Origin of the sequence: Haloarcula hispanica ATCC 33960, from assembly GCF_000223905.1 — an archaeon.
Lineage (GTDB): Archaea > Halobacteriota > Halobacteria > Halobacteriales > Haloarculaceae > Haloarcula > Haloarcula hispanica.
Map to the genome: position 1 here is coordinate 1 of NC_015948.1, position 15,071 is coordinate 15,071.

Below are 15,071 nucleotides of genomic sequence, written 5' to 3' on the forward strand. Positions count from 1 at the left end.
ATGACTGACGAAAGCGACAACTCGGCCCCGGCATCCGACCCGTCGACGACAGAGACGTCGAACGACGTCGACGGGTCCGACGAGCAACTCGATGTCGAAACGGACTCCGGGGCATCGACCGGGCCGTCCGATCTCGACGACGTTATTCTCGACAATCTCGATGCCGGATCCGACGATCCCTCAGACGAGGCGTCCCGCGGCCTGTTCGACGACCTTCTCGAAGGGGAACCCATTTTCGAGAACAAGGAGGTCCTCCGCCCCTCCTACACGCCGCACAAACTCCCCCACCGCGAGGAGCAGATCAACAACATGGCGACGATTCTCGTCACCGCCTTGCGCGGCGATACGCCGTCGAACATCCTCATCTATGGCAAGACTGGAACGGGGAAAACCGCGTCCGCGAAGTTCGTCAGCGAGGAACTCGAAACGACCTCACAGAAGTACGAGGTTCCCTGTGAAGTGGAGTACATCAACTGCGAGGTGACCGACACCCAGTACCGCGTGCTGGCCCAGCTCGCGAACAAGTTCATCGACAAGAACGCCCAGCTCATCGACGACCGCATCGCCGAACTCGAAGATCTCCGATCGCGTGCACGCGAGAACGCGGCTGCACTCGAAGAGACGGCGTTCGATTCCCTCGACGACATCGAAACCGAAATCGAATCGCTGGAAGCCGACAAGGCGGAGTTCGAGGAAGTCCCGATGACGGGGTGGCCGACGGACCGGGTGTACAGCTCATTTTTCGATGCCGTCGACTACCACGAGCGCGTGGTCGTCATCATGCTCGACGAGATCGACAAGCTCGTCGAGAAAAGCGGCGACGACACGCTGTACAACCTCTCCCGGATGAACTCCGAACTGGAGAACTCCCGCGTCTCGATTATGGGCATCTCGAACGACCTGAAATTCACCGACTTCCTCGATCCACGGGTCAAGTCCAGCCTTGGTGAAGAGGAAATCGTCTTCCCCCCCTACGACGCGAATCAGCTTCGGGACATCCTCCAGGCACGCTCGGACGTGGCGTTCAAAGGCGACGCGCTCACTGAGGACGTCATCCCGCTGTGTGCGGCCTTCGCCGCACAGGAACACGGGGACGCACGCCGGGCGCTCGACCTCCTCCGGACGGCCGGCGAACTCGCCGAGCGTGACCAGACGGACAACGTCCTTGAAGACCACGTCCGGCAGGCTCAGGAGAAGATCGAACTCGACCGCGTCGTCGAGGTCGTCCGGACGCTCCCCACGCAGTCGAAGATTGTCCTCTTTGCCATCATCTTGCTGGAAAAGAACGGCGTCCACAACATCAACACCGGCGAGGTGTTCAACATCTACAAGAACCTCTGTGAGGAGATCGACGCCGACATCCTGACACAGCGCCGCGTCACCGACCTCATCTCGGAGCTGGATATGCTCGGCATCGTCAACGCCGTCGTCGTCTCGAAGGGCCGCTACGGGCGCACGAAAGAGATCTCCCTCTCGGTTCCAACCGAAGAGACGGAGGCGGTGCTCCTGTCGGATTCGAGACTCGGCGATATCGACGACGTCCAGCCGTTCGTCCAGGCCCGGTTCGACAACTGACCTGCGAACTGTATTCGCGCTCGACAGCTCGGCCGTTCCAGGTGAAAAAATCCCCTTCGAGTGATACGGCTACCCGGCCGCGGTTCCGTTCACCGCTGTGAGTCCTGTCTCGTTCGTCATCGTCGGCTCCGTCTCGTCTGTTACTTCACCAGCCGTTCCGGCCTTGTTCCACTGGAGTCGGACCTGTCCCAGCAACGGGACCCGTATCTCTGCCGTACCGACGACCCACCCGGGTTTGACCGGTTCGCTGATGGGGGGAGAGCCGACCTGATCGTATCGGCCGTTTTTGTCGCCCTTGGTGATGAAGCCGGCGTGGTCGGCCGGACAGGAGCTGAGGTCGTCGCAACTGTCCGCACTGCCGATGTAGTCCTTGTTCGCGCGGTCGTACCAGTTCTCGTCCTCCTCAACCCACAGCATCGCTCGGTGGATGATCGGAGTCTGCCGACTGTTGCCGTCGGGCTCGTATACGATAACGTCGCCCGGACGCTGGAACGTCCGGTAGCTGTCGTCGTTCGCTGCGGTGACGACACCCCCGTGATCACCCGGGCCGGAGAACCGCTCCTCTTCCATCACGAACACGAGGTCGCCTTCCTTGATATGGGGGTCCATGCTCGGGCTTTCGATAGCGACGAGCGGAGGCCACACGCCGCTGACGGCGAACAGCAACACCCCGACGAGCAGGACTGAGCCGGCGCTACTGACGATATCGGCCACGTACATCATCCCTCCCGGCCTCTCGGTTTCGTCTCCATCCGACGACCGACGGTCTGACCCGGCCATTCGTACCACGAATACTCGGAGGCGGCCAATCAACTTTCTGTTGTTGGACCGAACGCTATCTTCCGATTTGCTCAGGCTGCCGCTGGTGCTGTAGCTCCTCCGACCGGTATCGACACCGACGTGTGCCATAGCTGAGACGGTTGGACTCGGACGTATCCGAGACGAGGGATTCGGAAGGTCCCGGTTCCAATGACCCACTCCGGGCGGACAACGGTGCTTGCCCCGGTGACCTGATCGTATCTAGTGTTGGTTACTTTGTTGTCACCTTTCGTAATAAACCCAGCATGCGGCGCCGGACAGTTCTGTAGTTCGTCGCAACTGTCCGCGCTCCCGACATACGTCTGGTTCGCGCGGTCGTACCAGTTCTCGCCGGCATCGACCCACAGCATCGACCGGTGGATGATCGGCGTTCGCTGCTCGTTACCGTTGGGTTCGAAGACGATGACGTCCCCGGGCTGCTGAAAGGTCCGATAGCCGGTCTCTGTCCCGGCCGCTGCCGTTACAACGCCGTGACGGGCCGCCTGTCCCGAGAAGCGCTCCGCGTCCATGACGAACACCATATCGCCGGTGTCGATGTGTGGCTCCATGCTCCCGCTTTCGATGGCGACCAGTGGCGGCCACACCCCGCTGACAGCAAACAGGAACGCGCCGACGAGCACCACTGCCCCGACGCTCGTACCGATGTCACGGACGTATAGCGCGAGACGAAACGCAGGGCTGGCCTCCACAGACTCCTCTGTCCCGTCTGGAGGCGTGCTACTGGTCGGTTCGTCCCGGCCCATCCTATCTCGGATTGCCGACAGCGGGGTATCAATCTTGTGACGGCCGTTGGTTCGCTATCCTTTTGGCCGCAGACACTGAGTGTGGAACGTGCCTCTGGAGACGCCGGCACGAATCGTCAGCGAACTCGCGAGCCGCGGCTACAACGCGGAGCGCGAGGCAGTGACTCGGATCGCCGACACATCGGACCCATCGGCGACGCTGGAACGTGCACTCGAAACCCTCCCCGACGACGCGCTGAAGCTGACAACCGACCACGTCGACTCCGTGATTGAAGCGACAGAAGCCACCGGGGGATCGCCGAATACCGAACCAAACCCCGGAAACGAAACTACCGGCACTCCACCCAATTCACACCCCTCCGTTTCGACTGGAGCAGGTGCAGCCACGTCGACCGAACCGGGTGGGTCCGTTCCACCTGAAACGGGGGGGTCACGGGACGTGGACACATCCCTCCGGGCAATCGAAGTCGCGAACGACATGACCGGCCAGTCTACCGGGACCGGCGAGTACTCGGACTTCGTCGCGGTGTTTCGGGACCGCTACGAGAAACTGGCGAGCAAGCTGCGCGGCAGAGTGAACCACCGGCCGACTGACGCTATCGAGAACATGGGCGGCGGCAGCGACGCTGCGCTGATCGGCATGGTCTCGGACATCCGTTCGACCGCTAGCGGGCACTGGCTCGTCGAACTGGAGGACACGAACGGGACCTTCCCCTGCCTCGTGATGAAAGACCGGCCTATCGCCGATCTGGTCCAGCAGTTGCTTATGGACGAGGTCATCGCCGTCGAGGGGACGCTGGCCGACGACGCCGGCATCCTGTTCGTGGACTCGCTGTACTTCCCGGACGTGCCCCGAACGCACAGCCCTTCGACCGCCGACCGGCACGTTCAGGCGGCGCTCATCTCCGACGTCCACGTCGGGAGCCAGGAGTTCATGGAGGACGCCTGGCACCGCTTCACCGACTGGCTCCACACCTCCGAAGCCGAGAACGTCGAGTATCTGCTCATCGCCGGCGACATGGTCGAGGGCGTCGGTATCTATCCAGAGCAGGACGAGGAACTGGACATCATCGACATCTACGACCAGTACCGCGCGTTCTCGGAGTACCTCAAGGAAGTCCCGGGCGACATGGAGATTCGGATGATTCCGGGCAACCACGACGCCGTTCGGCTGGCCGAGCCCCAGCCCGGCTTCGACGAGGAACTCAGAGACATCATGACTGCTCACGACGCTCAGGTCCACTCTAATCCCTCGCTGGTCACCGTCGAGGGCGTCACAGTGTTGATGTACCACGGCGTTTCGCTGGACGAGGTCATCGCCGAACTCCCCGACGAGGAAGCGAGCTACGAGGAGCCACACAAGGCGATGTATCAGCTCCTGAAAAAGCGCCACGTCGCGCCGCAGTACGGGGGCCACACCCGGCTTGCCCCCGAGGACCGCGACTATCTGGTCATGGAGGAGGTCCCGGACGTGTTCCACACCGGCCACGTCCACAAGCTCGGCTGGGGCGAGTATCACAACGTCGTTGCGCTGAACTCCGGGTGCTGGCAGGCCCAGACCGAGTTCCAGAAGAGCGTCAACATCGACCCGGACGCCGGCTTCGCGCCGATTCTAGATCTGGATACGCTTTCGATGACGGTCCGGAAGTTTACCTAACCACCTTTTTCCACGGGGGCCTCGCGCTCGCCGGGGCCGAGCGCTCAACCCCCGTACAAAAACGTGGGCGAAAAAGGCCGGACGCCAGGCGACCGGTATGCTAACCGCCCGGCACGACCGCAGGCCTGCCCTTCCCCGGGTCGCTTCGGGTGCGACAGTTGTCGCACCACTCGCTCCCGGCCGTCCGCCTGTTTGTACGTTGTCTCGACAGCACCGCCCAGATTGTACCCTGTCGACCCATGGCCGAACCTATTCGGCATTAGTGCGAAGAATCACCGGTATCTCGTAGCAGTGGCGGGGCTGACCGGTGTGGCTGTTATTAAGACCCGTCCGGTGGAAGCGGGGTGTATGAGTGACGACCAAGACCACGGATTCGAAACCGACGCGCTGCACGTCGGGCAGGAAGAGCCGGACGCCGAGACCCGCTCGCGCGCGCCACCGCTGTACCAGACAACATCCTACGTCTTCGAGGACGCCGAGGACGCCGCAAAGCAGTTCGCGCTGGAGAAGCCGGGCCACATCTACTCGCGGCTAATGAACCCCACCGTCGGCATGCTACAGGAACGGCTGGCGGCGCTGGAAGGCGGCGTCGGCGCGGTCGCCACCGCCTCCGGCATGGCGTCGCTGAATCTCGCCACCTTCCTGCTCGCAGACGTCGGCGACAACGTCGTCACGGCGTCGTCGCTGTACGGCGGGACCTACACCTACTACACCCACACCGCGCCGCGAAACGGCGTCGAGACCCGCTTCGTCGATACGCTCGACTACGACGCCTACGCCGAGGCTATCGACGAGAACACCGCCTACGTCCACTGTGAGACCATCGGCAACCCGTCGCTGGTCACACCGGACTTCGAGCGCCTCGCCGAAATCGCCCACGACCACGGCGTCCCCTTCTTCGTCGACAACACCTTCGCGACGCCGTACCTCTGCAACCCAATCGAACACGGGGCCGACCTCGTCTGGAACTCCACGACGAAGTGGATTCACGGCCACGGCACCACCGTCGGCGGCGTTCTCGTCGACGGTGGCTCCTTCCCGTGGGAGGAACACGCCGATAAATACCCCGAAATCGCCGGCGACAACCCCGCGTACCACGGCGTCAACTTCCGGGAGCGGTTCGACGACGCGGCCTTCACCTACGCCGCCATCGCCCGCGGCCTCCGCGACCTGGGCTGCCAGCAGTCACCCTTCGACGCCTGGCAGACGATGCAGGGCCTGGAGACGCTGCCCGCGCGGATGGACCGCCACTGCGACAACGCCATAGGCGTCGCCGAGTTCCTCGCCGACCACCCCGAGGTCTCGTGGGTCACCTACCCCGGCCTCGAAGACCACGAAACGCACGACACCGCCAGCGAGTACCTCGACGGCGGCTACGGCGGCATGATAACGTTCGGCCTCGACGCGGGGTACGACGCCGCCCGAACGACCGTCGAATCGACGGAGATCGCCTCCCTGCTGGCAAACGTCGGCGATGCGAAGACGCTCATCATCCACCCTGCCTCGACCACCCACCAGCAGCTCACTGACGAGGAGAAGGCCGCCGCCGGCGTCACTGATGACATGGTCCGACTCTCCGTCGGCACCGAATCCGTCGAGGATATCAAAGCCGACCTCGACCAGGCTATCGGTCAGGCAACCAACTAACCGAAGATACAGTATTTTAGAGACAATATCTGGACACCCGTACCAAAGTGGCGCAAGAATTCACCTGTTCACTAGGTTTATTACGGGAGAGGATAATGTATTCAATGAACCGTCGCCGGTAGCGAGCACGCGTCGGTTCACGCTCAACCATACTCTGTCATTGGTCCGACAACGAACGCTCGCGTCCGTGGGGAGCGTGCCTCTCCCTGCTTCAATCTCTCATCCGATACTGGTCAGCGGCGAGAACGGCTTCAATGCACAATCCGGAGCGCGAGCGCGGAAACTGCGCTACAGGACGTCTTCGGCTTCCAGCAGGTCGTACAGTTCGTCCATCGTCTCGACCGACGTGTCACACGACGGTGCGACGGCCGGTTTCGGGTCGAAGCCGATAGCCAGGTTCGCGACTTCGAGCATCGGCAGGTCGTTAGCTCCGTCCCCGACCGCGACGGTCGTGTCCCGGTCCTCGCCGGTGACAGCGGTCACAACCTCCATCGCATCGTCTTTGGTCCCGGAGATGAGCGGGCCGCGGACCTCACCGGTGAGTTCTCCGTCTGTCATAACCAGCCGATTGGCGACGATAGCGTCGACTTCGACCCCCTCCGTTTCGAGTGCAGCCTCGACGCCGCGCTCGAACCCGCCGGTGAGGATAGCGACGTAGACGCCGGCGTCCCGCAGAGCTTCGATGATCTCTGCCGCGCCGGGGCGCAGGGCGACCTCGTCGAAGGCGTCCTGTGCCTTCTCCTCGGAGAGGCCTTCGAGGAGCGCACACCGCTGGCGGAGACTTTCGGCGTACTCGATTTCGTTGTTCATCGCGCGCTCTGTGATGTCGGCCATGTCCTCGGCCGTCCCGTTCTGGCTTCCCAGCAGGACCGTCATCTCCGAATCGGAGAGCGTCCCGTCGAAGTCGAAGGCGACTAGCATTGCCCGCGAGTTTCGCGTGGAGGGTTTCAAAACATCCGGTTTCGGCTGGTCAACCGACAACGCCGAGCGGAATCCCGACGGTCCAGTACAGCAGGAGCGCGTACAGTGCGTCGATCCACAGGAACTCGAGCAGGCTAAACAGCATTGATAGCAACGCCAGTGGGTAGCCGACGACCCGTAGCAGGCTCCCCGTCTCCCGGGACCGATCCCATAGCGCGCTTGTCGGGCCTTGGTTCGGGAAGGCGTGGGCGGCTACAACGAACCCGGGGTATATCGACGCGAACCAGACCAGTCCATCGCCATCACCGACGACACCCACTATCTCCAGGCCGACTGCACCGGTGAACAACACTAGCGCCAGGGTCGACATGACGAAGAACGGGCCGAGGATGACTCCGAACAGGGTTCGGTATGGCTTGACCCCATGGTAGTTAGTGAACTGCTCCAGCCGTTCTCCCTCACCCGGGTCTTCGCCGTCAGCGAGGACCCGCGAGACTCGGGCCATTGCTTCTTCAGTATTTTCGACCTCGTCTAAATCTATGCCCTTATCGACCGCTAACCGCGCTGCTGGAACGTTGTACTTCTGGTTGAATACGCCCTGAACGACGTTGTTTACAAGTATCCCCGGAAACGTGACAATGTTGAACAGCAGTCCGATAAGCCCAAATATCATCTATATTCTCCTATATTTTATCAAAACAAACTATTTGTATTAAACACTGCTTCAATATCGACTGCCGATAGAGAGGCCACTCTGGAGTTACGTTGCTACCACAGCGGGTCTCCTCCTGCATCTCTGGGGCGAGCTACCCTATTTGAGCCGGTGTGGGTCAGGGCTTCGGCGGCGGCCCGTCGTAGGCGTCGGCATCCACCTTTTTCAGCATCACCGTTCCTCACTCGCTCCGCTCGTTGCGGGACGGTTCCTGGAAAAACGTGGGCGAAACTGCTCGCCGATGGCGACCGATATACAGTTCCCTACGGCTTCGGCGGCGGCCCGTCGTAGGCGTCCATGTCCTGATAGAAGTTCAGCATCGCGAACTTGAGCTTCTCGGGGCCGATATCGACCATCTCGCGGCGCTCCTCGGGCGGAAAAGTTCCGCGAACGGCGTAGTCGTGCATCTCCATCTCGGCGGCTTCAGTGTAGCGCTTGTCCAGCAGGATGCGCGCGCCGAAGTCGTCCGGCGAGCGGACCACGCGACCGAGGGCCTGTCTGGTCTTGCGGACGGTCGGAATTTCGACGGCGTAGCGCCAGCCGGCATCGTCCTCGCCATCGCCGAAGGTCGTGTCGTAGGCGTCCTGCACGGCGTCCATGCGGTCGTCGAGGTGGGGGTAGGGAACGCCGACGACCACGACCGTCCGGGCGTCGTCGCCGTCGTAGCTCACGCCCTCGCCGAGCGTCCCCCACAGCGAGGTGTAGAGGACGCCGTTGTCGCCGTCGGTAAAGGCCTCTCGGAGGTCACGCGCCTGCGTGCCCGGTTCGTCCAGGTACCGGGTCGCGCTCACGGCGGTCATGTCGTGGTAGCGCTCGGCCTCGCTGTAGGAGGGACAGAACACGAGTGTGTTGCCGGGCGTGAACCGGACAATGTCTTCGAGTGTGCGGGCGATGCGTTGCTGGGTCTGTGGGTCGTCCCGCTCGCTGGAAAACAGCGCGGGGCCGTCGACGGCGTAGGTTCGGCGGCGGTCCTCGGGGAACTGCGCGCCGTAGGCCATCGTCACCGGGTCGTCGACGCCGACGACGTTCTCGGTCACGTCGAAGGGGCGGAGCGTGGCGCTCATCAGCACCGCCGCGTGCAGGTCCTCGAACAGGTCGCGGGTGACTTCTTCGGGGATGCAGGTGTACAGCTCCGCGCGGCCGTACACGTCGTCGGTCGACTCGTCGCGGCGGACGCTGACCACGGGGTACTGGCCGGTCTCGTCGGATTCGTCGAGCCAGTCGGCGATGAAGCCGGCGGCCTGCAGGGTCTGGCACTCCTTTCTGGTGTCCAGCTCACCTTCTTTGAATGCCTTCTGGTAGCGCGCGTCGAGGTCTCGACCGAGTTCCAGCGCGCGGTCCAGTTCCTCGTGGAAGCCGGGGCCGGTGTACCCCTGGAGGAAGGCAAGCGTCAGGTCGTCCTTCCGGTCGTCGTTGGCGATGGTGATGTCGTCCCAGTGCTCGTCGACGGCCGCGCGTGCGCCGAACTCGAAGGAGTCCTCGTAGGCCTCGACGAGCGCGTCCCGGAACGTTTCGATGACGTTGGCCGCGGCGTCCGTTCGGGCGTCCTCCTCGCTGTCGAGTTCTTCCAGCGCCTGGTCGAGCGTGTTCTCGGTGAGCGTCCGCCGGGCGTGGTCGCGGGCAGCCGACTCGACGTTGTGGGCCTCGTCGAAGACGGCGATGATGTCTTCGGGGTCGCGCCCGATCCAGTGGAAGAACTGTTCGCGGATGGTCGGGTCCAGCAGGTGGTGGTAGTTACAGACGACGAGGTCGACGCCGTCCATCCCCTCTTTCAGCAGTTCGTAGCCACACAGCCCCTGCTGGTGGGCATACTCGTACACGTCGTCGGGCGTCCGAACGTCGTCGAACAGCCAGGAATAGAACTCGCTGGTGTCGACAGTGAGGTTCCGGTAGTAGTGGTCGCAGGTCGACCGCTCGGTTTCGATCTCCTCGCGCTCGTCTTGCAGGTCCCGGAGCTCCTCGACGACGGCGTTGCGGGCCTCCATCGCCTCGCTGCTGCCCGCCTGGCCGTCCGAGAGGAGTTCCCCCTCGCGCTGTTCGAGCTCGGCGATGTCGCTCTCGACTTCGACCAGGTCACGGGTCGTGTCCCGCAGCGCCTGACACTCCTCGTAGTCCACGTCGATGTGACACATCGACCCCTTGCCGCGGAAGACGACCGCTCGCAGGCGCTCTTGATCAGTAATCGCTCTGGCGTCCTCGACGAACTGGCGCATCTGCTGATGGACGTTCGTCGTGATGACGACGGTCTTGCCCGTCTCGCGGGCGTGTTCCAGCGCGGGGACCAGCGAGGCGAGCGTCTTGCCGGTCCCGCAGGCCCCTTCGAACAGCACATCCCGGCCCTCGTCGAGGGCGTCGTATATCGTTCCCATCGCCTCCTGCTGATGGTCGTACGGCTCCTCGAAGGGGAAAAACCGCATGTAGCCGTCGTCCGTCGTTGCCACGTACTCTCGATTGGCCGTTCACCGGCAAAAGGGTTCGGCCCCACAGCTACTTGCCGCGAGCGCCCTTCCTGAAACGTATGTGGCGTGTCACGCTCACTGTCGCCATCGCGCTTCTCGCGGGCTGTTCCGGCCTCTTTTCGGCCGGGTCGACAGCGGACGGCGGCGACCCGGTGACGCCAGCGCCCGTCCCCACTCCCTCACCGGACGCGACAGTGACAGTCCCGACTAGCAACGGAACCGTCGACGTGGGCCGACTACTGGACCGTCACCAGCAGGCGCTTTCGACCCGGAGCTTCCACCGCCACGTCGAACAGGCGGGGCCACAGAACACGCTCGACGTCTGGGTAGACCGTGAGCGAGAGGTCCAGCGCGTCAGACGTCGGTTCGGTCCGATATCGGACGATGTGATCCTCGCCAACGGGACGGTGTACACCAACGTCCGAGACGATCCTGATACGCCGTACGCCACCACGCCCGCGACACCGAACACCTCGCTGGTCACCTCGACAGCCGGGAGTAATCTGCTCCGACAACTCCTGTCGAATACCGAGTATCGGCAGGTGGATTCCGTCCAGTGGAACGGACGACCGGTCGCTGTTCTGGCCGCGACGGATACGGTCGAGACGCCGATTGGCGAGAACGAGTCCGAAATCGGGCGGTCGCGGCTGTACGTCGACCGACAGGGGGTAATCAGATACGTCGAACACACCGAACGTCGACCGGACCGGCCGGACATCGATACGACAGTGACGGTCACGACCGACACCGAGCGCGTCCCGATTCCGTGGTGGCTCGAAGACAGCGACCCCTACGACTCCGGCTCGATGTAGACTTTCCTGATGTCGCCGTTAGTGTCCTGCATCGCTGATTCGAGGGTCGTTATCTCGTCGTCCATCGACTCAGTATCGAGTGCCGGGTCGAACTGTAGGTCCGCGAAGACGATGACCTCGTTCGGCCCGAAGTAGACCGTCCGGAAGCCGATGATCTCCGTCACGTTCTCGTTCTGCATGATGACGTCACGGAGTCGCTGTTCCTCGTCCGTCGGGAGGCTTTCCCCCAGGAGGAGGCGCTTGTTCTCCCAGGCCAGGGCCAGGGCGAAGCCCATCAGCATAATCCCGATGAGCAGCGCGGAGATCCGGTCGAAAAACGGGTTGCCGGTCTGCTGTTCGAGGAACAGGCCGACCAGCGCGATGACGATGCCTGCCAGCGCGATGGTGTCCTCAGTGAGCGCGGTCAGCGTCGTCACGTCGCTGGTCTTGCGGAACGCCTCGCGGTAGCCCGACCAGTCGTTCCGGTCGATCTGGCGTTTCATTTCGGCGCGGGCCTTTATCAGCGCGTACGTCTCGAACACGAACGCGCCGAGGAGGACGGTGTAGTTGACCCACAGCGGGTCCAGCCACGCCGGCGGCTGGAAGGAGATGAATAGGAACTCGACTGCCTCCCCGGCGTGTCCACCGCCGCCGTGCCCGCCGGCGGTCAGTTGGTTGTAGCCGTGTTTCGCGCTCTCCCAGCCGGCGATGCCGAACAGGAACACGGAGACGAGAAAACTGTAGAAGAACTGCGCCTTGCCGTAGCCAAAGGGGTGGCGACGGTCCCGCTCCCGCTCGCTGAACCGAATCCCGATGAGCAAGAACACCTGGTTTCCGGTGTCTGAGATGCTGTGGTACGTTTCCGACAGCATCGCGGCACTCCCGGTAAGGAGGAAGCCGAAGAACTTCAGAATCGCAATCGCGCCGTTGGCTATCAGTGCGGCGATGACGACTGATTTGCTCCCTGCCATTATTTTTCCGTCACATCCATCACGCAAAATGCTTCTGGATTTATACCTGGCTCCGTTACCGGCGGTATGCTCACTGTCATCTCAGATACGCACGGGACGGACGACCATCGACTGTCAGGTCGGACGCTTGATGCTGTCCGCGAGGCCGACCACGTTCTCCACGCGGGCGATTTCATGACCGAGCGGGTCCTCGATGCTATCGACGCCGAATGCGACGAACTGACCGGCGTCGTCGGGAACAACGATAGACCGGCGGTCCGCGCCCGCCTCCCCGACGTTGCGACCGTCTCCTGGGAGGGGCTGACCATCGTCGTTGTCCACGGCCACGAGCACACCGAAACCGCCCTCGGGATGCTGGCTCGGCAGGAAAACGCCGATATCGTCGTCGTCGGACACTCGCACAAACCCGTACTGACTGATTTCGGCGGCTGGACGCTGGTCAACCCGGGCAGTTATGCGGACCCGCGGCGCTATCAGCCGGCCCACGCGGAACTGGATGTGATGGCCGGTGACGTTCGCGTCCGTCTCCGCTCCCCGGATGGCACGCCGATATCGACGACTATCGTCGAACGGTGAGACAGTTACACGGTAACTTTCCGTCAAAAGCTCGCGTCACAGTGAACCGAATCGGCGGCTACTGGCGCATGTACCACAGCGCCGCCATGCCTGCAATGACGAACGCGCCGCCGGCGAAGAACGCCAGTCCCGGCGGAATCACAGCAGCGGCGGCTTCAGCGCCGCCCTGTGCGGCGGTGTCGAGCGCACCCGCAGTGGCCTCGAAGCCGCCGTCCGTCACGGTAGCGTTCTCGGCGTAGAGACTCGGATTCCGGGGGTCAGTGTCCGCACTCCCGGAGGTCACTGTCGGGCCACCGAACAGCGACCCAAGTCCGCTCCCGAACACCTGCTGGACCAGCAGACTGGCGAAGCCGATGATCGCGAGCCCGCCGATAATGTTCGCTAGCGCCGCCCGCAGCCCCGACGTCTCCTGTTCGTCGCCGGCACAGATAACGAGTGGCTGGTTGGCCGGCGCGAACACGTCCATCTCGCGCCCCTTCTCTGAGTAGGCCGTATCGACGACCTCGACCGCACCGGCGTTTTTGAGTTTTTTCAGGTGATACTGTGCGTTCTGTAGCGACGTATCCACCCGGTCGGCCAGCTCCGACGGCGGTGCTGGCTCCTTGTTTAGCTCTGACAGTAAGTTGCGCGCTGTCTCTGCCGAGAGTGCCGACAGCACGTCGTCCGCATCATCACTGTCGACACCGATTACTCGGGGTTCGGCGTCCGGGGTCGCCGGGTCCCGAGAGGGCAGCAACGACATGACTATCTGTATGTTCTATGGGATTATGAGTCTTTGCCAAAGCACAGTGATCGTTGTAGCTATCGGTCAAACCCGTATTTTACCCTCCGATATCGACCGGTAGACGCCCGAAGCCGGGTCGCCCGAAAGGACTTTGATGTCGGCTCGACAACCGCCGGTATGGCTGACCTGCTCACCTACGCGCTCCTCGCTGCTGTGCTCCTGTTTTTCTTCTTTATGTATCTGATGCTCCGGCGGACCTTCCAGGGATTCAAAGAAGGGTTCCAGCAGAGCAAGAAGAAGTAGCCGGGAGGGTAACGGTTAGGGGCCGTCGGTGGTGCCTATCTGTATGGACCCACGTATTCGCGAACACGCAGAAGTCATCGTCGACCACTCTATCGACCTGAGCGAAGGCGACAACCTCGTTATCGACGCCCACCCGCAGGCTTCGGACCTCGTCACCGCGCTACACGAGTTCGCCGCTGACCGCGGCGCGAACCCGCTCGTTGTGCAGAACCGCCTCGGCGAGCGGTTCCGGCGCGCCTACCTCCGCAACCGGGACGAGTTCGAGACGCCGAGCCACATCGAGGCGCTGTACGAGGAGATGGACGCGTACATCGCTATCAAGGGCAGCGACAACGTCACCGAGACCAGCGATGTCGACCCCGAAACGACAGCCGCCTACCAGCAGTCCCAGCAGCCACTCTTGAACGAGCGGCTCTCGAAGACCTGGTGTCTCACCCAGTACCCCGCGCCCGCGAACGCCCAGCTCGCCCAGACCTCCACAGAGGGGTACGAGAACTTCGTCTGGGACGCCGTCCTCAAAGACTGGGACGCCGTTCGCGAGCACCAGGCACAGATGGTCGAGATACTCGACCCCGCCGAGGAGGTACGCATTGTCTCGGGAGAGACGACCGACGTGACGATGTCTATCGCCGGCAACGAGACGCTCAACGATTACGGCGAGAAGAACCTGCCCGGCGGTGAGGTGTTCACTGCGCCAGTCTCCGACAGCGTCGAGGGCGAGGTGCTGTTCGACAAGCCGCTGTACCATCAGGGCCGGGAAGTGACCGACGTCTTCCTCCGCTTCGAGGACGGCGAAGTCGTCGAGCACAGCGCCGCCAAGAACGAGGACCTCCTGACAGAGGTGTTGTCGACTGATGACGGTGCGAGCCGACTCGGCGAACTGGGTATCGGAATGAACCGGGATATCGACCAGTTCTCCTACAATATGCTGTTCGATGAAAAGATGGGTGACACCGTTCATATGGCGGTAGGGCGAGCCTACGACGAGACGGTTGGCGAGGACAACGAGCAAAACGAATCGGCCGTCCACGTCGACATGATCGTCGACATGAGCGAGGACTCGTTCATCGAAGTCGACGGCGAAGTCGTGCAGCGGAACGGGACGTTCGTCTTCGAAGACGGGTTCGAAGCGTAACGCCGGACCCACACTGTGTGGCTGGCTCGGTTTCTGTC

Annotated in this window: 14 protein-coding genes; 7 read left to right on the top strand and 7 right to left on the bottom strand. The window is 62.8% G+C overall.

Annotated elements, in window-relative coordinates; genetic code table 11:
* Entirely contained in the window at window positions 1-1,575 is a 1,575-nt protein-coding gene (locus HAH_RS00005; protein ID WP_014039040.1) for a Cdc6/Cdc18 family protein, read from the top strand.
* A 69-nt stretch (window positions 1,576-1,644) separates the two neighbouring features.
* Here the strand turns inward: HAH_RS00005 and HAH_RS00010 are convergent, their stop codons facing one another.
* The gene (locus HAH_RS00010) at window positions 1,645-2,298 is read right to left on the bottom strand and encodes a S24/S26 family peptidase (protein ID WP_014039041.1); all 654 of its coding nucleotides are present in this window, start codon (window positions 2,296-2,298) and stop codon (window positions 1,645-1,647) included.
* Between the two features lie 128 nt (window positions 2,299-2,426).
* The gene (locus HAH_RS00015; protein ID WP_023843027.1) at window positions 2,427-3,137 is read right to left on the bottom strand and encodes a S24/S26 family peptidase; all 711 of its coding nucleotides are present in this window, start codon (window positions 3,135-3,137) and stop codon (window positions 2,427-2,429) included.
* A gap of 88 nt (window positions 3,138-3,225) precedes the next feature.
* Between HAH_RS00015 and HAH_RS00020 the strand changes: the two genes are divergently transcribed.
* Both HAH_RS00020 and HAH_RS00025 read left to right on the top strand, forming a co-directional pair.
* Entirely contained in the window at window positions 3,226-4,794 is a 1,569-nt protein-coding gene (locus HAH_RS00020) for a DNA-directed DNA polymerase II small subunit (protein ID WP_014039043.1), read from the top strand.
* 348 nt (window positions 4,795-5,142) lie between these two features.
* A complete protein-coding gene (locus HAH_RS00025; protein WP_044951534.1) occupies window positions 5,143-6,441 on the top strand; it encodes an O-acetylhomoserine aminocarboxypropyltransferase/cysteine synthase family protein in 1,299 nt (432 codons plus the stop codon).
* A 288-nt stretch (window positions 6,442-6,729) separates the two neighbouring features.
* On the opposite strand, the gene serB is transcribed toward HAH_RS00025, so the two are convergent.
* The 3 genes from serB to HAH_RS00040 all read right to left on the bottom strand — a co-directional run bounded on the left by serB (window position 6,730) and on the right by HAH_RS00040 (window position 10,515).
* The gene (serB, locus tag HAH_RS00030; protein WP_014039045.1) at window positions 6,730-7,362 is read right to left on the bottom strand and encodes a phosphoserine phosphatase SerB; all 633 of its coding nucleotides are present in this window, start codon (window positions 7,360-7,362) and stop codon (window positions 6,730-6,732) included.
* Between the two features lie 49 nt (window positions 7,363-7,411).
* Window positions 7,412-8,035 carry a hypothetical protein gene (locus tag HAH_RS00035; RefSeq protein WP_014039046.1) on the bottom strand — a complete coding sequence of 208 codons (624 nt, stop codon included), beginning with the start codon at window positions 8,033-8,035 and terminating at the stop codon, window positions 7,412-7,414.
* A gap of 302 nt (window positions 8,036-8,337) precedes the next feature.
* On the bottom strand, window positions 8,338-10,515 hold the full coding sequence (locus HAH_RS00040; protein ID WP_014039047.1) for an ATP-dependent DNA helicase: 2,178 nt from the start codon (window positions 10,513-10,515) through the stop codon (window positions 8,338-8,340).
* A gap of 77 nt (window positions 10,516-10,592) precedes the next feature.
* Here HAH_RS00040 and HAH_RS00045 point away from each other — a divergent pair, with 77 nt between their 5' ends.
* The gene (locus HAH_RS00045; RefSeq protein WP_014039048.1) at window positions 10,593-11,345 is read left to right on the top strand and encodes a hypothetical protein; all 753 of its coding nucleotides are present in this window, start codon (window positions 10,593-10,595) and stop codon (window positions 11,343-11,345) included.
* On the opposite strand, the gene HAH_RS00050 is transcribed toward HAH_RS00045, so the two are convergent.
* The gene (locus tag HAH_RS00050) at window positions 11,324-12,295 is read right to left on the bottom strand and encodes a cation diffusion facilitator family transporter (protein WP_014039049.1); all 972 of its coding nucleotides are present in this window, start codon (window positions 12,293-12,295) and stop codon (window positions 11,324-11,326) included. The genes HAH_RS00045 and HAH_RS00050 overlap by 22 nt on opposite strands.
* Window positions 12,296-12,361: 66 nt before the next feature.
* Here HAH_RS00050 and HAH_RS00055 point away from each other — a divergent pair, with 66 nt between their 5' ends.
* A complete protein-coding gene (locus HAH_RS00055; RefSeq protein WP_014039050.1) occupies window positions 12,362-12,871 on the top strand; it encodes a metallophosphoesterase in 510 nt (169 codons plus the stop codon).
* A gap of 58 nt (window positions 12,872-12,929) precedes the next feature.
* Here the strand turns inward: HAH_RS00055 and HAH_RS00060 are convergent, their stop codons facing one another.
* Window positions 12,930-13,613, bottom strand: coding sequence for an ArsR/SmtB family transcription factor (locus HAH_RS00060; protein ID WP_014039051.1), 684 nt, complete (start codon window positions 13,611-13,613; stop codon window positions 12,930-12,932).
* A 159-nt stretch (window positions 13,614-13,772) separates the two neighbouring features.
* Between HAH_RS00060 and HAH_RS20250 the strand changes: the two genes are divergently transcribed.
* Both HAH_RS20250 and HAH_RS00065 read left to right on the top strand, forming a co-directional pair.
* Window positions 13,773-13,898 carry a DUF7859 family protein gene (locus HAH_RS20250; RefSeq protein WP_004959992.1) on the top strand — a complete coding sequence of 42 codons (126 nt, stop codon included), beginning with the start codon at window positions 13,773-13,775 and terminating at the stop codon, window positions 13,896-13,898.
* 43 nt (window positions 13,899-13,941) lie between these two features.
* Window positions 13,942-15,033, top strand: coding sequence for an aminopeptidase (locus HAH_RS00065; RefSeq protein WP_044951539.1), 1,092 nt, complete (start codon window positions 13,942-13,944; stop codon window positions 15,031-15,033).
* The last annotated feature ends 38 nt before the right edge of the window (window positions 15,034-15,071 follow it).